Here is a 16700-nt window from a genome sequence, read left to right on the forward strand (position 1 = left end):
ACCCTAGTTTACACTAGGGTTTTCATTTTGTTCTTTTTGCATATTCAGTAAATAGGCCATATTTTGGATCACGTGATCATGTTTCTTAACAAACGGATTTTCTTCGTTCCACACATAACCTGCGAGAACTGAACATATTTTCTCTTTTACTTCAGGGTTTTCCGGTTGGTGGAAGAATAAAGTCTGAAGATTTCCGGTGTACCATTCTTTCACGTAAGTGGTAAAAACAGCAATTCCGCGCTTCATGTATTCTGTAAACTCAACTTCCCAATCAACTTCAATTCCTTGTGATTCTTTGATGTATAATTTTGCTGCCAGCATTCCGGATTCTGTCGCAAAAGCAACTCCTGATGAAAACACAGGATCCAGAAATTCAGAACTGTTTCCTGTTAAGGCAAAACCGTCGCCATACATTCTTTTTACCGCTCTTGAATAATTTTCCAGTTTTACCGGCTCAAACAAAAACTCTGTTCCTTTAAATCTTTTAATATAATAATCAGATTTTTGAATTGCATTTCTTAAAGCCTCAGCATTATCTTTATTTTCTGAAAGCGAATTGATAAAATCTGTTGGCCCCACAACTCCCAAACTAGTGTTTCCATTAGAAAAAGGAATTACCCATAACCAAACTTCGGTTTCCAGAATATCAAATGAAATCTGAGTTCCTTCCTCGCCTTCCGGTCTGTTGATGTCTTTTACGTGTGTAAAAATCGACGAATGCGGATCTAATTTTGATGGCGTATCGAGATCTAAAAGTCTTGGCAATACACGTCCGTATCCACTGGAATCGATAATAAATTTAGCGTGAATTTCTTTTAAATTTCCGTCCTTATCTTTTACAATTGTTTTCGAATTTTTTCCTTCAAAAGAAACTTCCAGAACTTCTGTTTCAAATTCCAAATCTATTCCTTTTCTAATAACTTCCTGAGCCATTGTGTTGTCAAAATCAGCTCTTGGCACCTGCCATGTCCAATCCCAGCCTTCTCCAAACTTCTGGCTAAAATCAAAAACACAAATTTCTTCTCCTCTGATAAAACGAGCTCCGAGTTTTTTTTCAAAATTCATTGCATCCAGGCATTCAAAAAGTTCTGCTTCCTCAAAATGATCCATTACTCTGGGAATAAGGCTTTCGCCAACAACCAGTCTTGGAAACTTTGTTTTTTCTACAACTTTTATCTTAATATTGTTTTTGTGTAGATAAGATGCCGAAACACATCCGGACGGTCCTGCACCTATTACTAAAACATCTACAAACTCCTTTATCATATTAAAAATGTTATCAATTATTAAACTACATTTGCCATCATCAAAATAACTACAATTATTTTGATAAATAAAATTAAATTAGCACAACCAAAAACAATTTAATGAATACAATTAATGAATATTTAAGTTTAGCAGAATTCGAGTCCATAATATTTGGAAATAACAAAGTTGTTGTGAGCGACATTGTATTAAATCGGGTAAATGAAAGCTTTAATTTCCTAAAAGAATTTTCAGGAAACAAAGTTATTTATGGAGTGAATACTGGTTTTGGCCCAATGGCTCAATATCGAATTAAAGAATCAGATCAGATTCAGCTACAATATAATTTAATCAGAAGCCACTCATCAGGAACAGGAAAACCGTTAAGCCCGGTTTGTGCAAAAGCAGCAATTTTGGCGCGATTAAACACCTTATCATTAGGTAATTCAGGAGTTCACCCTTCTGTAATTCACTTAATGGCCGAATTAATTAACAGAGATATTACTCCGTTAATTTTTGAACACGGCGGTGTTGGAGCAAGTGGAGATTTAGTACAACTATCCCATTTAGCTTTAGTTTTAATTGGAGAAGGCGAAGTTTTTTATAAAGGAGACAGAAGACCAACTTCAGAAGTTTTTGAAATTGAAGGTTTAAAACCTATTCAGGTAGAAATCAGAGAAGGTCTTGCGTTAATTAACGGAACTTCTGTAATGACCGGAATTGGAGTTGTAAATGTGCACCATGCTAATAAATTATTAGACTGGTCATTAAAAGCTTCTTGCGCCATTAACGAATTGGTTCAGGCTTATGACGATCACTTTTCTGAAGAATTAAACCAAACTAAACGTCATAAAGGGCAACAGGAAGTGGCTGCAAAAATGAGAGCCAATCTTTCTGACAGTACTTTAATCCGTAAAAGAGAAGACCATTTATATTCTGGAGAAAATACCGAAGAAATTTTCAAGGAAAAAGTACAGGAATATTATTCATTGCGTTGTGTGCCTCAAATTTTAGGTCCCGTTTTGGAGACTATCAATAATGTAGCTTCTATTTTAGAAGACGAATTTAACTCGGCAAATGACAACCCGATTATCGACGTAAAAAACAAACACGTTTATCACGGAGGTAATTTCCACGGCGATTATATTTCGCTTGAAATGGATAAATTAAAAATTGTTATTACCAAATTAACGATGTTGGCAGAACGTCAGTTGAATTATTTGCTGAATTCAAAAATCAACGAAATCCTTCCTCCTTTTGTTAATTTAGGAACATTAGGATTCAATTTCGGAATGCAGGGAGTTCAGTTTGTTGCAACTTCAACAACTGCAGAAAGCCAAATGTTATCCAACCCAATGTACGTTCATAGTATCCCGAACAACAATGACAATCAAGACATTGTAAGTATGGGTACCAACTCGGCAGTAATTACATCAAAAGTAATCGAGAATTCTTTTGAAGTTTTGGCTATCGAATTAATTACAATTGTTCAGGCGATTGATTATTTACAGCAAAAAGATAAAATTTCATCTGTTACCAAAAAATGGTATGACGATGTTAGAAAAATAATTCCTGTATTTAAGGAAGATCAGGTAATGTATCCGTTTGTTCAGCAAGTAAAAGATTATCTTATCAATAGTTAAGCGTTACTTTTTTATTAATATTGAATTTTAAAACCATGAAAAAACCATTTATTTTTTTGTTGCTATTCGTTATTCAATTTGTTAATAGTCAGGAATTGGCATTAGTTAAAAAGAATTCAAAAATTGGATATATTTCTAAAGATGGATCTTTTAAAATAGAACCTCAATACAAATCTGCAAAAAGCTTTTCTGATGGTTTAGCAGCTGTCGAAAATGGTGGAAAATGGGGATTTATTGATACCAAAGGAAGCTGGGTAATTCCTGCATCTTTTGAAAATGCCAAAGATTTTAACAGCGGAGTTGCTATTGTACAAAAAGAGAAGGAATGGGTTTATATCAATACAAAAGGAGAAATTCTTAAAGCGCCTGCTTCCGAAAAATTATTTGATTTTAATAACGGTGTTGCCTTTATAAAACAAGCCAATAAAATTGGATTAATCAATTCAAAAATGACCGTTGTTTTAGAACCAAAATACGATCAGATAAAACCTTTTGAAAATGGTTTTGCAAGAGTTGAAAACAATAAAAAATGGGGAATCATTAATGCTTCAGGTAAGGAACTAATAGAACCTTCGTATGACGAAATAGGAAACTATTTTAAAAATACAACCTGGGCAAGAAAAGATAAGACGTTTGGAATTGTAAGTTCCGGAAATTTTATTGCTGTTGATGGTGCCGAAAAAATCTGGGACTTTGAAACACAAGATCTGACTTATGCCAAAAAGAACGGAAAAATTGGATTCATTGACCTTAAAGGAAATTGGGTAATTACTCCTATTTATGATAAAGCAAAAGCGTTCTCAAAAAATTTAGCTCCGGTTTGTGTGGGATCTAAATGGGGATATATAAACCCAAAAGCAGAATTTGTTATTCCGCCAACTTATAGTGATGCAGAAGTTTTTAGTTCAAACGGACTGGCTCCTATAAAAGAAAAAAATTGGGGTTTTATCAATGAAACAGGAAAATTAGTTATTCCAACACAATATGGTATTACTTCAAACGGATTCGTCATTGCTCTATTTGTACAACAAGACAAAGGATTTATTGATGGTCTTGCCAGAGTAAAAAACGAAGGGAAATGGGGATTTCTTAAACCAGATGGAACTGTTGTAGGTAATCAATGGTTTGAAAACGCTGAACTATTTTCTAAAACAGCAGAAAAAAACACCCCAAACGAAGTCGTTACTGAAAAAGCAAAACCAGAGACAAAAGCGGAAACAAAACCAGCTAAATCAGGATCAAAACCAGCAACTAAAAAGAAAAAATAACACACTTGTGTTCTATAAAAAATAAAATTTACATCAATGAAATGTGTATTAGTAACGGGTGGTTCAAGAGGAATTGGAAGTGCTATTTGCAAAAAATTAGCGGTTGAATCCAACTATCATATTCTGATTAATTATCATTCGAACAAAACTGCTGCAGAAGAAACTTTGCAGGAAATTCAAAAATTAGGAGCAACCGGAGAAATCTTAGGTTTTGATGTTTCTAATTTTGAACAGGTACAAGCAACTTTAACGCAATGGCAGGAAACAAATCCTGAAGCCATCGTTGAAGCAATTGTAAACAATGCCGGAATTACAAAAGATGGTCTTTTTATGTGGATGACTCCCGAAGACTGGAACGGCGTTGTAAACACAAGTCTTAACGGATTTTTTAATGTTACGCAGTTTTTTATTCAAAAAATGCTGCGCAACAAATATGGCCGAATTGTAAATATGGTTTCTGTTTCGGGAGTAAAAGGAACTGCCGGGCAAACCAATTATTCGGCAGCAAAAGGGGCTATTGTTGCAGCTACTAAAGCACTTGCTCAGGAAGTTGCAAAACGTAACATTACTGTTAATGCAGTTGCGCCGGGTTTTATACGAACTGACATGACGAGCCAATTAGACGAAAAAGAATTACTAAAACTAATTCCCGTAAATCGTTTTGGCGAAGCCGAAGAAGTCGCAGATTTGGTAAGCTTTTTGATTTCAAAAAATCAAGCTATATTACCGGAGAAATTATTAACATCAACGGAGGAATATATTCTTAGAAATATTATATTTCTCCCATGTTTACCAAGTTATTTTAAGTTTTTTTCCTTTAACACCGAAAATTGCTCGCAAAGACGCTAAGTCGCAAAGTTTTATTAAAAAACTTAAATAAAGAAAACCCTTTGCGTCTTTGCGAGATTAAAAAAATTAAAGAATAGATTAAAAAAACTTTGGTGACTTTGTTTAAAAAATATACTTAAGGATTAAAAAATTACTTATAAAAAGACCATGAATAAGAGAGTTGTAATTACCGGAATGGGAATTTATTCCTGTATAGGTACTTCTTTAGATGAAGTAAAGGAGTCTTTATATAACGGAAAATCTGGTATTCAGTTTGATTCTGAAAGAAAAGAATTTGGTTTTCAATCAGCCTTAACGGGTATGGTGCCTAAAACCGATTTAAAATCTTTATTGACCAGAAGACAACGTATGAGTATTGGTGAAGAAACCGAATATGCGTACATGGCTACCATCGAAGCACTAAAAAACGCCAATATTGATGATGCTTTTTTTGACGATCGCGAAGTGGGTATTATGTACGGAAATGATAGTGTCTCAAAAGCTATTATCGATGCTACAGATATTGTTCGTGAGAAAAAAGATACAGCCCTGATTGGTTCTGGTGCAATTTTTAAATCAATGAATTCTACGGTAACGATGAATTTGTCTACGATTTTTAAACTTCGTGGTATTAATCTTACCATCAGTGCCGCTTGTGCAAGTGGTTCACATTCTATTGGACTGGCTTATTTTTTAATAAAAAGCGGTTTTCAGGATATTATTATTTGTGGAGGCGCACAGGAAATCAACAAATATGCCATGTGCAGTTTTGATGGTTTAGGTGTTTTTTCTGCAAGAGAAGGCGAACCCCAAAAGGCGTCAAGACCTTTTGATGCTGATCGCGACGGCTTAATTCCGAGTGGTGGTGGCGCAACGTTAATATTAGAAAGCTACGAATCGGCAATTGCACGTGGTGCAACGATTATTGCAGAAGTTGCAGGTTATGGTTTCTCTTCAAACGGCGGTCATATTTCGACTCCAAATGTTGAAGGCCCTGCAACTGCTATGCAAAGAGCGCTTGATGATGCACAATTAAAAGCCGGCGACATCGATTATATCAATGCGCATGCAACTTCAACGCCTGTTGGAGACAGCAATGAAGCAAAAGCTATTTTTGAAGTTTTTGGCGAAAGCAATCCTTATGTAAGCTCAACAAAATCAATGACCGGTCACGAATGCTGGATGGCCGGAGCAAGCGAAATTATCTATTCGACATTGATGATGCAGCACGATTTTATAGCTCCCAATATCAATTTGGAAAACACAGACGAAGACTCTGCTAAATTAAATTTAGTTAAAACTACGTTAAATAGAAAAATTGATATATTTTTGTCGAATTCCTTCGGATTTGGAGGAACCAATTCTGCACTGGTAGTTAAAAAGTTTAAATGAAGCGATGAATAAAGAAGAAATAATAAAAAAAATTAATGGTTTTTTGGTTGATGAATTTGAAGTAGACAATGATGACATTGAACCAGACGCAAATTTAAAAGATACACTAGGGTTAGATAGTTTAGACTATGTTGATTTAGTTGTTTCTATTGAAGCGACCTTTGGTGTAAAATTAGTTGAAGCTGATTTTGTTGGAATTTCCTCTTTTCAAACTTTCTACGACCTTATAGAAAACAAACTAAAAGCTAAAGCTGTTTAATGAGTCAATGGGATGGCAAATCAAAAGGAACAGTTTTAGGCTATAAAATATTCGTTTTTTTAATACAAAAAGCGGGTGTCAAGTCCGCTTATGTGTTACTTTATTTTGTTGCTTCTTATTACTTTTTGTTCTTAAAGAAAAGCAACAGGGCAATTTCTTATTATTTTAAAGAAAGGCTAAAATATTCCAATTTCAAATCTAAAAAAATGGTTTTCAAAAGTTATTATACTTTTGGGCAAACTATTATTGATAAAATTTCTATTTCGGCAGGAATGCGAAATAAATTTACCTACGAATTTGACGGAATAGAAATTTTAAAAAATCTTTTGGCAGAAAAAAAGGCGGCGTTTTAATTAGCGCCCATATTGGAAATTTTGAAATCGCCGAACATTTTTTAGGTGATATCGACATCGATTTTCAAATTAATCTGGTTACTACAGATTTAGAACATTCTGCTATTAAGAATTATCTGGAAAGTGTTACTCAAAAACCAACCGTAAAATTCATCATTATCAAAGATGATTTATCTCATATTTTTGAGATCAATGCTGCTTTGGCCAATAATGAACTGGTTTGTTTTACTGGCGATCGTTATTTTGAAGGAACAAAATCGCTGTCAGAAAAAATATTAGGCGAAGAAGCTAATTTCCCGGCAGGTCCGTTTTTAATTGCATCGCGCTTAAAAGTTCCGGTTGTTTTTGTTTATGTAATGAAAGAGCCCAACTTACACTATCATTTATACGCACGCGAAGCCGTTGTAAAACATCGTGACGAAAAAGCCCTTTTAAAATCATATATTGAAAGTGTAGAATCTATGCTTCAAAAATATCCATTGCAATGGTTCAATTATTTTGATTTCTGGAATCAGTTAAAGTCAAAGTAAACAATTGCTATTTAACCGCAAAGTTCGCAAAGTTTTTTACATATCGGATTTTATAAAAACACAAAGTTCGCAAAGCTTTGTATTGATTTAGCTTAGCGGTAATTACACCAAACAATTTTTAATTTTTAATTCTCAATTTTTAATTAAAAAGTCATTCTTTCATCCTTAAACGCTTAAAACAGAATATGCAGGAATTTGACACAATTATCATCGGTTCAGGAGTTGGAGGATTAGCAACTGCAATATGTCTGGCAAGAGCAGGACAAAAAGTTTTAGTGCTCGAACAGCATTACGTTCCTGGTGGCTGGAGTCATAGTTTTACATTAAATGGTCAGCGTTTTAGTCCGGGTGTTCATTATGTAGGATTGATGGAAGAAGGTCAATCTACCAATGAATTATATCGCGGTTTAGGAATTGCCAACGACATGGTTTTTTTCGAATGAACAAAAATGCCTATGAACATTGTTTAATTGGTGATGAAGTTTTTGACTTACCGGCAGGAATCGACAATCTTAAAAAAACACTTTCTTCTCATTTTCCACACGAAGAAAAAAACATAAACGAATATCTTACCGTTGTTCAAAAAGTAGCGTATGAACTGCAATTGATTCCGAAATTAAAAGGTTTCTGGCAAAATATTACAGTTCCATTCCGAACCAAACATTTTGGAAAATTTGCTTTATTTCCCCTAAAAAAGTAATTGGCTGGCATGTAAAAGATGCAAAGTTAAAATCTGTTCTCAATATTCAATGCGGAGATCACGGACTTCCTCCAAACAGAGCGTGTTTCCCTGTTCATTGTTCTGTTATGAACCATTATTTTGATGGCGGTTTTTATCCAATGGGCGGCGGTGGCGGAATCGTTAAAGCCATGACAAACGGAATAAAAAGACATAACGGAGAAGTAAGGGTAAAACAAAATGTCAATAAAATTTTAATCGAAAATAAAAAAGCATTTGGCGTTGAGCTTGAAAACGGCGAAAGAATTTTTGCTAAAAATATTGTCTCAAATGCAGATCCCAGCATTACTTATTTAAATTTAATTGATAAAGAACATTTAAGTAAATCACTGATTAAGAAATTAGAGAAAACAAAATATTCTGTTACGTCTTTAATTTTATTTTTAACATTAGATATAGATGTTACTCAATTTCAAATAGATTCCGGAAATATCTGGATGATGAAAGACGAACATGACGACGAGAATTTTGAAAATTTAATGAGCAATAATATTGACGAAGGAGATTCATTTCCTGCCGTTTTTATAAGTTGTACAACACTTAAAGATCCTGCCAGTTTTAACGGAAGATATCATAATTTCGAAATTGTTACTTACGTTAATTACGATCATTTAAAAGATTTTAACGGTTTACAAGATTATCATAACGAAGAGTATAAAATCTTTAAGGAAAAGATCACTAATAAATTAATGAATAATGTCGAGAAGATAATTCCGAATGCAAAACAGCATATTATTCAGGCAGAATTAGGAACTCCAAAAACAAATGAATTTTACATTAATTCGACAAAAGGAAATGTTTACGGAACCGAAAAAACCTTAAATCAGGTAGGTCCTTTTGCTTATAAAAACAAAACCGAAATAGAGCATTTATTTCTTTGCGGTTCGTGTACTTTATCTCACGGAGTTGCAGGCGCTTCATACTCGGGCGTTGCAGCTGCTGCAGCCATTTTAGAATGCACTTCAGACGATTTATTAATTGAAGATGAAAACCAAAAAATCAGAATTTATGATGCCGAAGATCCTGCTTCATGGCCGGATTGGGTTCATACAAAACGAAGCGATAAAATCAGGAAATTTGTCTCATAAAATTAATTACTTTTGCAACTAAACCAAAAAGCCACCAATCTAAAATGAAAAATGTTCTTGTTGTTTATTACTCCCAATCTGGACAACTGGAAGAAATTGCACGAAATATTGCAAAACCCTTCTTAAATTCAGAAGATATAAAAGTAACATTTCACGAAATTCAACTAGAAAAACCCTTCCCTTTTCCGTGGGACAAGGATTCTTTTTTTGATGCTTTTCCGGAATCTTTTCTTCAAATTCCACGAGAATTAAAACCAATATCAGAAGAAATTCTAAATACAAAATTTGACCTGGTTCTTTTTCATTATCAGGTTTGGTATTTGTCACCATCTATTCCAATAAACTCATTTCTAAAAAGTGCAGATGGAAAAAAGCTATTAAACGATACACCGGTTATTACCATTAGCGGTTCTCGTAATATGTGGATCATGGCGCAGGAAAAAATCAAAGTTTTACTAAAGGAAGCCAACGCACAATTAGTAGGAAATGTAGCTTTGGTTGACAGAGTCGGAAACCTGATTAGTGTTATTACTATTGTTGAATGGATGTTCTCCGGAGTAAAGAAAAAATATCTGGGAATTTTCCCACTACCGGGAGTTTCAGAAAAAGACATTCAGGAATCAGAAAAATTTGGAAAAGTAATGCTTTCTGAGTTTCAACAAGACAATCTCAAGAATTTACAGCCAAAATTAACAGGAATAGGTGCGGTAAAAATTAGCTCATATCTTATAACTGTTGACAAAACAGCGAATAAAATTTTTAATAAATGGTCAAATCTGATTTATAAAAATAAAAATAACAGAAAACTGCTTCTTAAAGTATTTAATGTTTATTTATTCCTTGCGATATGGTTAATCTCACCAATAGTGTATATATTGCACCTTATTACATACCCCATTAAGTTAAAAACCATAAAAAAAGAAACTCAATATTATAAAGGAGTTTAGAAGACGAAAGTAGATTATGTTTGAAGTATATATTACCAAAGCCGCAAAATTTTTGCCAAACGAAGCTGTTTCAAATGATGAAATGGAAAGTTATTTAGGTCTTATTAATGATACCGCTTCTAAAGCAAGACGTATTATTTTACGCAATAATAAAATTTTAAGCCGCTATTACGCTGTAGACAAAACGGGAAAAAGCACACACAGCAATGCCGAATTAACACGTAATGCAATTGTGCAGTTATTTGATGAAAATTTCACAGCTCAGGATTTAGAAGTCCTTTCTTGTGGAACCTCAACACCAGATATTTTCCTTCCGTCACACGCCGCAATGGTTCATGGTTTACTTCAAAATAAATCGGTAGAATTAAACTCTTCAACAGGAGTTTGTTGTGCCGGAATGAATTCACTAAAATTTGGTTTCCTGTCTGTAAGATCAGGAAACTCAAAAAATGCTGTTTGCACAGGATCAGAAAAAGTTTCGACCTGGCTAATTGCTAAAAAATACAGTCAGGAAGTAAGCAATTTAAAAACCCTTGAAGAACAGCCAATTATTGCTTTCAAAAAAGATTTTTTACGTTGGATGTTATCTGACGGTGCCGGAGCTTTTTATTGGAAAATAAACCAAGCGGAGACATTTCCCTAAAAATAGAATGGATGGAAGCTTTTTCATACGCATTTGAATTAGAGACTTGTATGTACGCCGGCGGAGATAAATTAGAAAACGGTGAAATTAAATCGTGGAGCGATTATGAGCCGGAAGAATTGCTAAACGAATCTGTTTTTGCTATTAAACAAGACGTAAAATTATTGGACGAATTTATACTTTCTAAAGGAGCTGAGAGTATGTATGATGCCATGATTAAAAATAATATTACATCAGATCAGGTTGATTATTTTATTCCGCACGTTTCATCTAACTTTTTTGTCGAAGGATTAAAAAAAGGATTAAGCGAAAAAGGAATTGGAATGGCTGACGAGAAATGGTTTATGAATCTTTCAAGAGTAGGAAATGTAGGTTCTGCCTCTATTTATTTGGCTGTAGAAGAATTGATGAATTCTGGAAAACTAAAAAAAGGAGAACGTATTCTTTTATCAGTTCCCGAAAGTGGAAGATTTTCTTTTGCCTATGCTTATTTAACCGTTTGTTAATGGAAAGAACTTTACTTTTAGAAAAAAATGCTGTCGAAAATTTACTTCCACAAAAGTTTCCTTTTGTAATGGTAGACAAAATGTATTCCTTTACCGAAACTTCATTGGTTTCGGGATTAAAGATTCAAAACGACAATATTTTTTTGATAAGAATACTTTTTTAGAAGCTGGTTTAATCGAACACATGGCGCAATCTGTGGCTTTACATACAGGTTACGAATATTTTTTAAGAAACGAAATTGCTCCAACGGGATACATTGGTTCTATTAAAGACATTGAAATAAAAAAATTACCCGAAATAAACGATACAATTCAGTCAACCGTAACTATTTTGCAGGAATTTGGCGGAATTACTTTGGTTGATATCGTTACGACTTTAAACAATGAAGAAATCGCTAAAGGGCAAATGAAAACCGTTTTAGCCAAATAATATAAGTATGAATATTGCTGCTGTCGACATTCAGAACTATTTACCACACCGGGCACCGTTGCTTATGGTGGATTTAATTTTGGAAATTGAATCAGATTTTGTAGAAACCATATTTTTGATAAAAGACGACAATATTTTTGTTGATAAAGGTACTTTTATTGAAGCCGGTTTAATCGAAAATACAGCACAAACCTGTTCGTCAATTGTAGGTAAAAAATATTTTTTTGAAGAAGACGGAACCGAAAATGAAAACGTAAATGTTCTTGGTTTTATCAGCGCAATAAAAAATTTAAAAATACACGAATTACCAAAAGTGGGAGACACCATTATAACCAAAGCAAATTTGGTTTCGAAATTTTCAGGCGAAGATTATACTTTATGTACAATGAGCTGCGAGAGTTTACTTGGCGAAAAAAACTTTTGGAATGCGAAATTAACCTGTTCATTCAAAAAACAATGTCGGTGTAAATGATTTCTAAAAAAATCATTTTTCATCTGTTAATCAGAATTGGAATTTTGATTTTCCTGACAGGATTGGTTTTTTTGTTTTGGTATTTTACCTTTGATCCTCATAAATTTTGTGACGAAAACGGACATAAACATGTTGATGGAGGTTTAGGGGTTTTTATTTTATGGTTCATAGTTATAGTAGTATTTTATTTAGGGCTAATAATAGAAATGTTTTATTTATTTGAAAAAAAGAAGGGAATTTAGCTTTAACAAATCTGATCTTTTTAATGATTAGTTTATGCTTGGTATTACCTTTTTGTATCACATAAATTAAATTGTAATGATATGGAAAAAGAAAAAGTACCGCAGGACAAAAGCAACTTAACTAAAAACAACGTTAAAGAACTTTTGTATGCAACCGATGAAAACGGAAACTACACTACGACTTTAAGTACTGGCTGGGAGCCAAAAACAATTGCACTTTCCAACTCTATTGACGATATAAACGAACGAATCGCCGAAGCAAAAATGCAGGTCGAAACCGGCGAAGCCAGTCCGATTTGTTATTATATGGAACTTAACAAAATGGATTTGACTATTTTGGCAAGTTACGTAGGACTTTGGAAATGGCGTGTAAAAAGACATTTTAAACCCGAAGTTTTTGCCAAATTAAACGATAAAATTTTAAAAAAATATGCCGATGCTTTTGACATTTCGGTAGCAGAATTAAAAAATATTAAAACAGACTAATGCAAGTTAATTTCACACATCATCAATCTGCTCATTGCGAAAACGGAGTAGCTTCGAATTTGTTAAAAAACAACGGCCTTAACATTAGTGAACCGATGGTTTTTGGTATTGGTTCCGGACTTTTTTTGTGTATTTGCCTTTTATAAAAGTAAATCATGCGCCGGCAATTAGTTACAGAACTTTGCCTGGACAAATTTTTAATAAACTGGCAAGTCGTTTAAACTTAAAAATAAAAAGACAAAAATTTTCATCAACAACAAATGCAAATAAAGCATTAGATGAAAATTTAAAAAACAATATTCCAACCGGATTACAAGTTGGCGTGTATCATTTAAGTTATTTTCCTGATGAATATCGCTTTCATTTTAACGCACACAATCTAGTCGTTTACGGAAAAACCGAAACCGATTATTTAGTGAGCGATCCTGTTATGGAAACCGTTACCACACTTACGCACGATGAACTTGATAAAGTACGTTTCGCCAAAGGTGCTTTTGCGCCAAGAGGACAAATGTATTATCCAATTCAAATTCCGGCAGCTGTTGATTTGAAAAGCGCAATCATTAAAGGAATCAAAAATACCTGTCGAGACATGCTGGCGCCAATGCCAATTGTTGGGGTTCGCGGAATTAAATTTGTATCGAAACAAATTAGAAAATGGCCTATAAAACACGGTACTAAGAAAGCCAATCACTATTTGGCACAAATGGTTCGTATGCAGGAAGAAATAGGAACCGGAGGCGGTGGTTTTCGTTTTATATATGCTGCTTTTTTACAGGAAGCATCGGTTATTTTAAACAATGAAGAATTGAAAACGCTGTCAAAAGAAATGACTTTAATTGGAGATTCATGGCGCGATTTTGCTGTTGAAGCTTCTCGTATTTACAAAAACAGAAGTGCAAAAGAAGATGCCTACAACACCATCGCAGATGAACTTTTGGACATTGCCAATCGTGAAGAAATCTTTTTCAAAAAACTAAAACAAGCCATAAGCTAATATATTTTGCATTCAATAATTAAAATAGAATCTCTTTCGAAAAAGTACAAAAATGCAGAAATGTATTCTTTGAACGAAGTCTCGCTGCATATAAATGAAGGCAGTATTTTTGGTTTGTTAGGCCCAAATGGCGCCGGAAAAACCACTTTAATTTCTATGCTTTGCGGATTGGTAAAACCAACTTCAGGACATTTTACAATTGATGGTTTAAACTACACTGACGATTCTTCACAAATAAAAAAAATCATTGGCGTCGTTCCTCAGGAATATGCTTTATATCCGACTTTAACGGCCAGGGAAAATTTGCACTATTTTGGAAGTATGTACGGTTTAAAAGGTTCTGATTTAAAAGATAAAGTAATAGAAACTTTAGACCTTTTAGGATTATTAAAGTTCGCAGACAAACGAATCGAAACTTTTTCGGGCGGAATGAAAAGAAGAGTTAATTTGATTGCCGGAATTCTGCACAATCCAAAAGTTTTATTTTTAGATGAACCAACCGTTGGTGTTGACGTTCAATCCAAAAATGCTATTATAGATTATTTGAAATTATTAAACCAAAACGGAACAACCATTATTTATACGTCGCACCATTTGGCTGAAGCCGAAGATTTTTGCACCAATATCGCCATTTTAGACCGAGGCAAAATTTATGCACAAGGCACGCCTTCGAGCTTAATTTCTTCTACTGAAAAAGCAAGAAACCTTGAAGAAGTTTTTATTTCATTAACCGGTAAAGACTTTAGAGATGAGCTATAAAATTTGGATGTCTGTAGTAAAAGAATTCTTGTTGTTAAGACGGGATTTGGGAGGTTTAATTATTCTGTTTGTGATGCCGCTGGTGCTTGTTATCACCGTTACATTGATACAAGACAGTACTTTTAAAACCGTAAGCGATTCTAAAATTGAGATTTTATTAATCGATAATGATAAAGGAGACGTTTCTAAAACTGTTTTTGAAAATCTTGAAAAAAGCAGTTTGTTTACTGTCGTAACGCAAATCGACAATCAGCCTATTACAGAAGAGATTGCTAAAGAAGCTGTTTACAGAGGAAAATATAAACTTGCCATTGTAATTCCTTCCAAATTAAGCGTTGATTTACAAGCCAAAATTGATCAGAATGTAGACAACATTTTGAGCAATATGGGTTTAACCGATAGTGTTGCAAAACCTGCTACTCCAAAAATAATCAAAGAAAAAGAAGTAAAACTCTATTTTGATCCGGCGGTTCAGTTAAGTTTTAAAAATGCGGTAATGAGTTCGATTGATAAAATGATTTCTCAAATCGAATCAAAATCAATTTACAAAACTTTTCAAAATCAATTGGGAGAAGGAAATGCAGATTTCGAGCAAAAAAGTTTTATCTCTTTCAAAGAAATAATTCCAACAATAAACAACAAAGAAGTTCGACCAAATTCGGTGCAACATAACGTTCCGGCCTGGACTCTTTTTGCCATATTTTTTATTGTAATTCCGTTGTCTATTAATATAGTAAAAGAAAAAACACAAGGAACATTTGTTCGTTTAAGAACCAATCCGTCTTCTAATCTTATTGTGATTATCGGAAAAACGATTACCTATTCCGCCATTTGTATGATCCAGTTTTATATGATGGTTGCTGTGGCAGTTTTTCTATTTCCTCATATTGGTTTGCCGTCATTAAACATCGAAGGTCATTTATTTTTAATGAGTATTGTGGCTTTATTTTCAGGATTTGCAGCAATTGGTTTCGGGATTTTATTAGGAACTGTTGCCAGCACGCAAGAACAATCAGCTCCTTTTGGCGCAACAAGTGTTATCATTTTAGCTGCTATTGGCGGTGTTTGGGTCCCTGTTTTTGCAATGCCAAAAATCATGCAGATCGTTGCCAAATCTTCACCAATGAATTGGGCATTAGAAGCTTTTTATGATGTTTTATTACGCAACATCTCTTTCTTAGAAATCATACCAAAAATAAGTTTATTGTTTTTGTTTTTTATTATCACAACATCCATCGCATTATTTTATGACAAAAAGAAAAGAACAGTATAACGAAGCCACATCCCTAACCGTTTCTCACGAAATCAGAATTCGTTTTAACGAAACTGATCCACTTGGAATCGTTTGGCACGGCAATTATATTACATACTTTGAAGATGGACGTGAAGCATTTGGCCGCGAACACGGACTTACATATCTTGATATTGCAGAAACCGGTTACACTACTCCAATCGTAAAATCAAAATGCGAACATAAATTATCTTTGCGCTACGGCGATGTTGTAACAATCGAAACTACGGTTGTTGATACGCCTGCTGCAAAAATGATTTATCGTTTTAAAATTATTGATGCAAAAGGAGACGTTGCCTGTACTGGAGAAACGGTTCAGGTATTTTTAGATAAAGATGGAAATTTAATGTTGACGAATCCTGAGTTTTACGAAAACTGGAAACGAAAAGTTGGATTATTAAAATAAAAACACGGATTACACTAATTTTCACGAATTAAAAAACTGTTGTAATCAATCGTATAGCTTTCCTGCAAGGTTTTCAAAACCTTGTAGGTATAAAATTTAAACGTAAAATATACGTGGCATTTTTAAATAAGCTTAAAAAACATACCTACAAGGTTTTGAAAACCTTGCAGGAAAAA

At 33.8% G+C, this 16700-nt stretch carries 13 protein-coding genes and 6 pseudogenes; 18 read left to right on the forward strand and 1 reads right to left on the reverse strand.

Annotated elements, in window-relative coordinates:
- Window positions 1–3 precede the first annotated feature (3 nt).
- A complete protein-coding gene (locus ACZZZT_RS02080) occupies window positions 4–1266 on the reverse strand; it encodes an NAD(P)/FAD-dependent oxidoreductase (RefSeq protein WP_042564820.1) in 1263 nt (420 codons plus the stop codon).
- 101 nt (window positions 1267–1367) lie between these two features.
- On the opposite strand from ACZZZT_RS02080, the gene flxA reads away from it, so the two are divergent.
- The 18 genes and pseudogenes from flxA to ACZZZT_RS02170 all read left to right on the forward strand — a co-directional run bounded on the left by flxA (window position 1368) and on the right by ACZZZT_RS02170 (window position 16524).
- Entirely contained in the window at window positions 1368–2888 is a 1521-nt protein-coding gene (gene flxA / locus ACZZZT_RS02085) for a flexirubin biosynthesis tyrosine ammonia-lyase FlxA (RefSeq protein ID WP_463459269.1), read from the forward strand.
- 35 nt (window positions 2889–2923) lie between these two features.
- Complete coding sequence (locus ACZZZT_RS02090) at window positions 2924–4156, forward strand: WG repeat-containing protein (protein ID WP_463459270.1); 1233 nt, start codon at window positions 2924–2926, stop codon at window positions 4154–4156.
- Between the two features lie 36 nt (window positions 4157–4192).
- Window positions 4193–4923: pseudogene (flxB, locus tag ACZZZT_RS02095) on the forward strand (flexirubin biosynthesis SDR family reductase FlxB).
- A 229-nt stretch (window positions 4924–5152) separates the two neighbouring features.
- The gene (locus ACZZZT_RS02100) at window positions 5153–6376 is read left to right on the forward strand and encodes a beta-ketoacyl-[acyl-carrier-protein] synthase family protein (protein WP_042564824.1); all 1224 of its coding nucleotides are present in this window, start codon (window positions 5153–5155) and stop codon (window positions 6374–6376) included.
- 4 nt (window positions 6377–6380) lie between these two features.
- Window positions 6381–6635, forward strand: coding sequence for an acyl carrier protein (locus tag ACZZZT_RS02105; RefSeq protein ID WP_042564825.1), 255 nt, complete (start codon window positions 6381–6383; stop codon window positions 6633–6635).
- A pseudogene (locus ACZZZT_RS02110) lies at window positions 6635–7518 on the forward strand (LpxL/LpxP family acyltransferase). Before ACZZZT_RS02105 ends, ACZZZT_RS02110 begins: the two are co-directional and overlap by 1 nt.
- Before the next feature lie 185 nt (window positions 7519–7703).
- Window positions 7704–7961, forward strand: a complete 258-nt coding sequence (locus ACZZZT_RS02115; RefSeq protein WP_463459271.1) for a phytoene desaturase family protein — start codon at window positions 7704–7706, stop codon at window positions 7959–7961.
- On the forward strand, window positions 7958–8218 hold the full coding sequence (locus ACZZZT_RS02120) for a hypothetical protein (protein WP_463459272.1): 261 nt from the start codon (window positions 7958–7960) through the stop codon (window positions 8216–8218). Before ACZZZT_RS02115 ends, ACZZZT_RS02120 begins: the two co-directional genes overlap by 4 nt.
- A 107-nt stretch (window positions 8219–8325) precedes the next feature.
- A complete protein-coding gene (locus ACZZZT_RS02125; protein WP_463459273.1) occupies window positions 8326–9345 on the forward strand; it encodes a phytoene desaturase family protein in 1020 nt (339 codons plus the stop codon).
- 44 nt (window positions 9346–9389) lie between these two features.
- Window positions 9390–10292 carry an NADPH-dependent FMN reductase family protein gene (locus ACZZZT_RS02130; protein WP_463459274.1) on the forward strand — a complete coding sequence of 301 codons (903 nt, stop codon included), beginning with the start codon at window positions 9390–9392 and terminating at the stop codon, window positions 10290–10292.
- Between the two features lie 16 nt (window positions 10293–10308).
- A pseudogene (gene darB, locus ACZZZT_RS02135) lies at window positions 10309–11441 on the forward strand (dialkylresorcinol biosynthesis protein DarB).
- Window positions 11441–11871, forward strand: a pseudogene (locus ACZZZT_RS02140) (hypothetical protein). The pseudogenes darB and ACZZZT_RS02140 overlap by 1 nt, the downstream one beginning before the upstream one ends.
- A gap of 7 nt (window positions 11872–11878) precedes the next feature.
- Window positions 11879–12339, forward strand: a pseudogene (locus tag ACZZZT_RS02145) (ABC transporter permease).
- A gap of 327 nt (window positions 12340–12666) precedes the next feature.
- Window positions 12667–13071, forward strand: a complete 405-nt coding sequence (gene DarG, locus ACZZZT_RS02150; RefSeq protein ID WP_042564833.1) for a flexirubin biosynthesis protein DarG — start codon at window positions 12667–12669, stop codon at window positions 13069–13071.
- Window positions 13071–14068 (forward strand): annotated as a pseudogene (gene darH / locus ACZZZT_RS02155) (BtrH-related acyltransferase DarH). The gene DarG and the pseudogene darH overlap by 1 nt, the downstream one beginning before the upstream one ends.
- Window positions 14069–14128: 60 nt before the next feature.
- Window positions 14129–14827 carry an ABC transporter ATP-binding protein gene (locus ACZZZT_RS02160; protein WP_302094156.1) on the forward strand — a complete coding sequence of 233 codons (699 nt, stop codon included), beginning with the start codon at window positions 14129–14131 and terminating at the stop codon, window positions 14825–14827.
- A complete protein-coding gene (locus ACZZZT_RS02165) occupies window positions 14817–16100 on the forward strand; it encodes an ABC transporter permease (RefSeq protein WP_073394497.1) in 1284 nt (427 codons plus the stop codon). Before ACZZZT_RS02160 ends, ACZZZT_RS02165 begins: the two co-directional genes overlap by 11 nt.
- Window positions 16075–16524 carry an acyl-CoA thioesterase gene (locus ACZZZT_RS02170; protein ID WP_042564836.1) on the forward strand — a complete coding sequence of 150 codons (450 nt, stop codon included), beginning with the start codon at window positions 16075–16077 and terminating at the stop codon, window positions 16522–16524. Before ACZZZT_RS02165 ends, ACZZZT_RS02170 begins: the two co-directional genes overlap by 26 nt.
- Window positions 16525–16700: the final 176 nt, after the last annotated feature.

The organism is Flavobacterium sp. AC274, assembly GCF_979258275.1.

Coding starts and splice junctions, on each gene's coding strand:
- ACZZZT_RS02170 (WP_042564836.1), top strand. CDS start 16,075: ATGACAAAAAGAAAAGAACAGTATAACGAAGCCACATCCCTAACCGTT.
- ACZZZT_RS02090 (WP_463459270.1), top strand. CDS start 2,924: ATGAAAAAACCATTTATTTTTTTGTTGCTATTCGTTATTCAATTTGTT.
- ACZZZT_RS02125 (WP_463459273.1), top strand. CDS start 8,326: ATGAACCATTATTTTGATGGCGGTTTTTATCCAATGGGCGGCGGTGGC.
- DarG (WP_042564833.1), top strand. CDS start 12,667: ATGGAAAAAGAAAAAGTACCGCAGGACAAAAGCAACTTAACTAAAAAC.
- ACZZZT_RS02080 (WP_042564820.1), bottom strand. CDS start 1,266: ATGATAAAGGAGTTTGTAGATGTTTTAGTAATAGGTGCAGGACCGTCC.
- ACZZZT_RS02160 (WP_302094156.1), top strand. CDS start 14,129: ATGTATTCTTTGAACGAAGTCTCGCTGCATATAAATGAAGGCAGTATT.
- flxA (WP_463459269.1), top strand. CDS start 1,368: ATGAATACAATTAATGAATATTTAAGTTTAGCAGAATTCGAGTCCATA.
- ACZZZT_RS02130 (WP_463459274.1), top strand. CDS start 9,390: ATGAAAAATGTTCTTGTTGTTTATTACTCCCAATCTGGACAACTGGAA.
- ACZZZT_RS02165 (WP_073394497.1), top strand. CDS start 14,817: ATGAGCTATAAAATTTGGATGTCTGTAGTAAAAGAATTCTTGTTGTTA.
- ACZZZT_RS02100 (WP_042564824.1), top strand. CDS start 5,153: ATGAATAAGAGAGTTGTAATTACCGGAATGGGAATTTATTCCTGTATA.
- ACZZZT_RS02120 (WP_463459272.1), top strand. CDS start 7,958: ATGAACAAAAATGCCTATGAACATTGTTTAATTGGTGATGAAGTTTTT.
- ACZZZT_RS02105 (WP_042564825.1), top strand. CDS start 6,381: ATGAATAAAGAAGAAATAATAAAAAAAATTAATGGTTTTTTGGTTGAT.
- ACZZZT_RS02115 (WP_463459271.1), top strand. CDS start 7,704: ATGCAGGAATTTGACACAATTATCATCGGTTCAGGAGTTGGAGGATTA.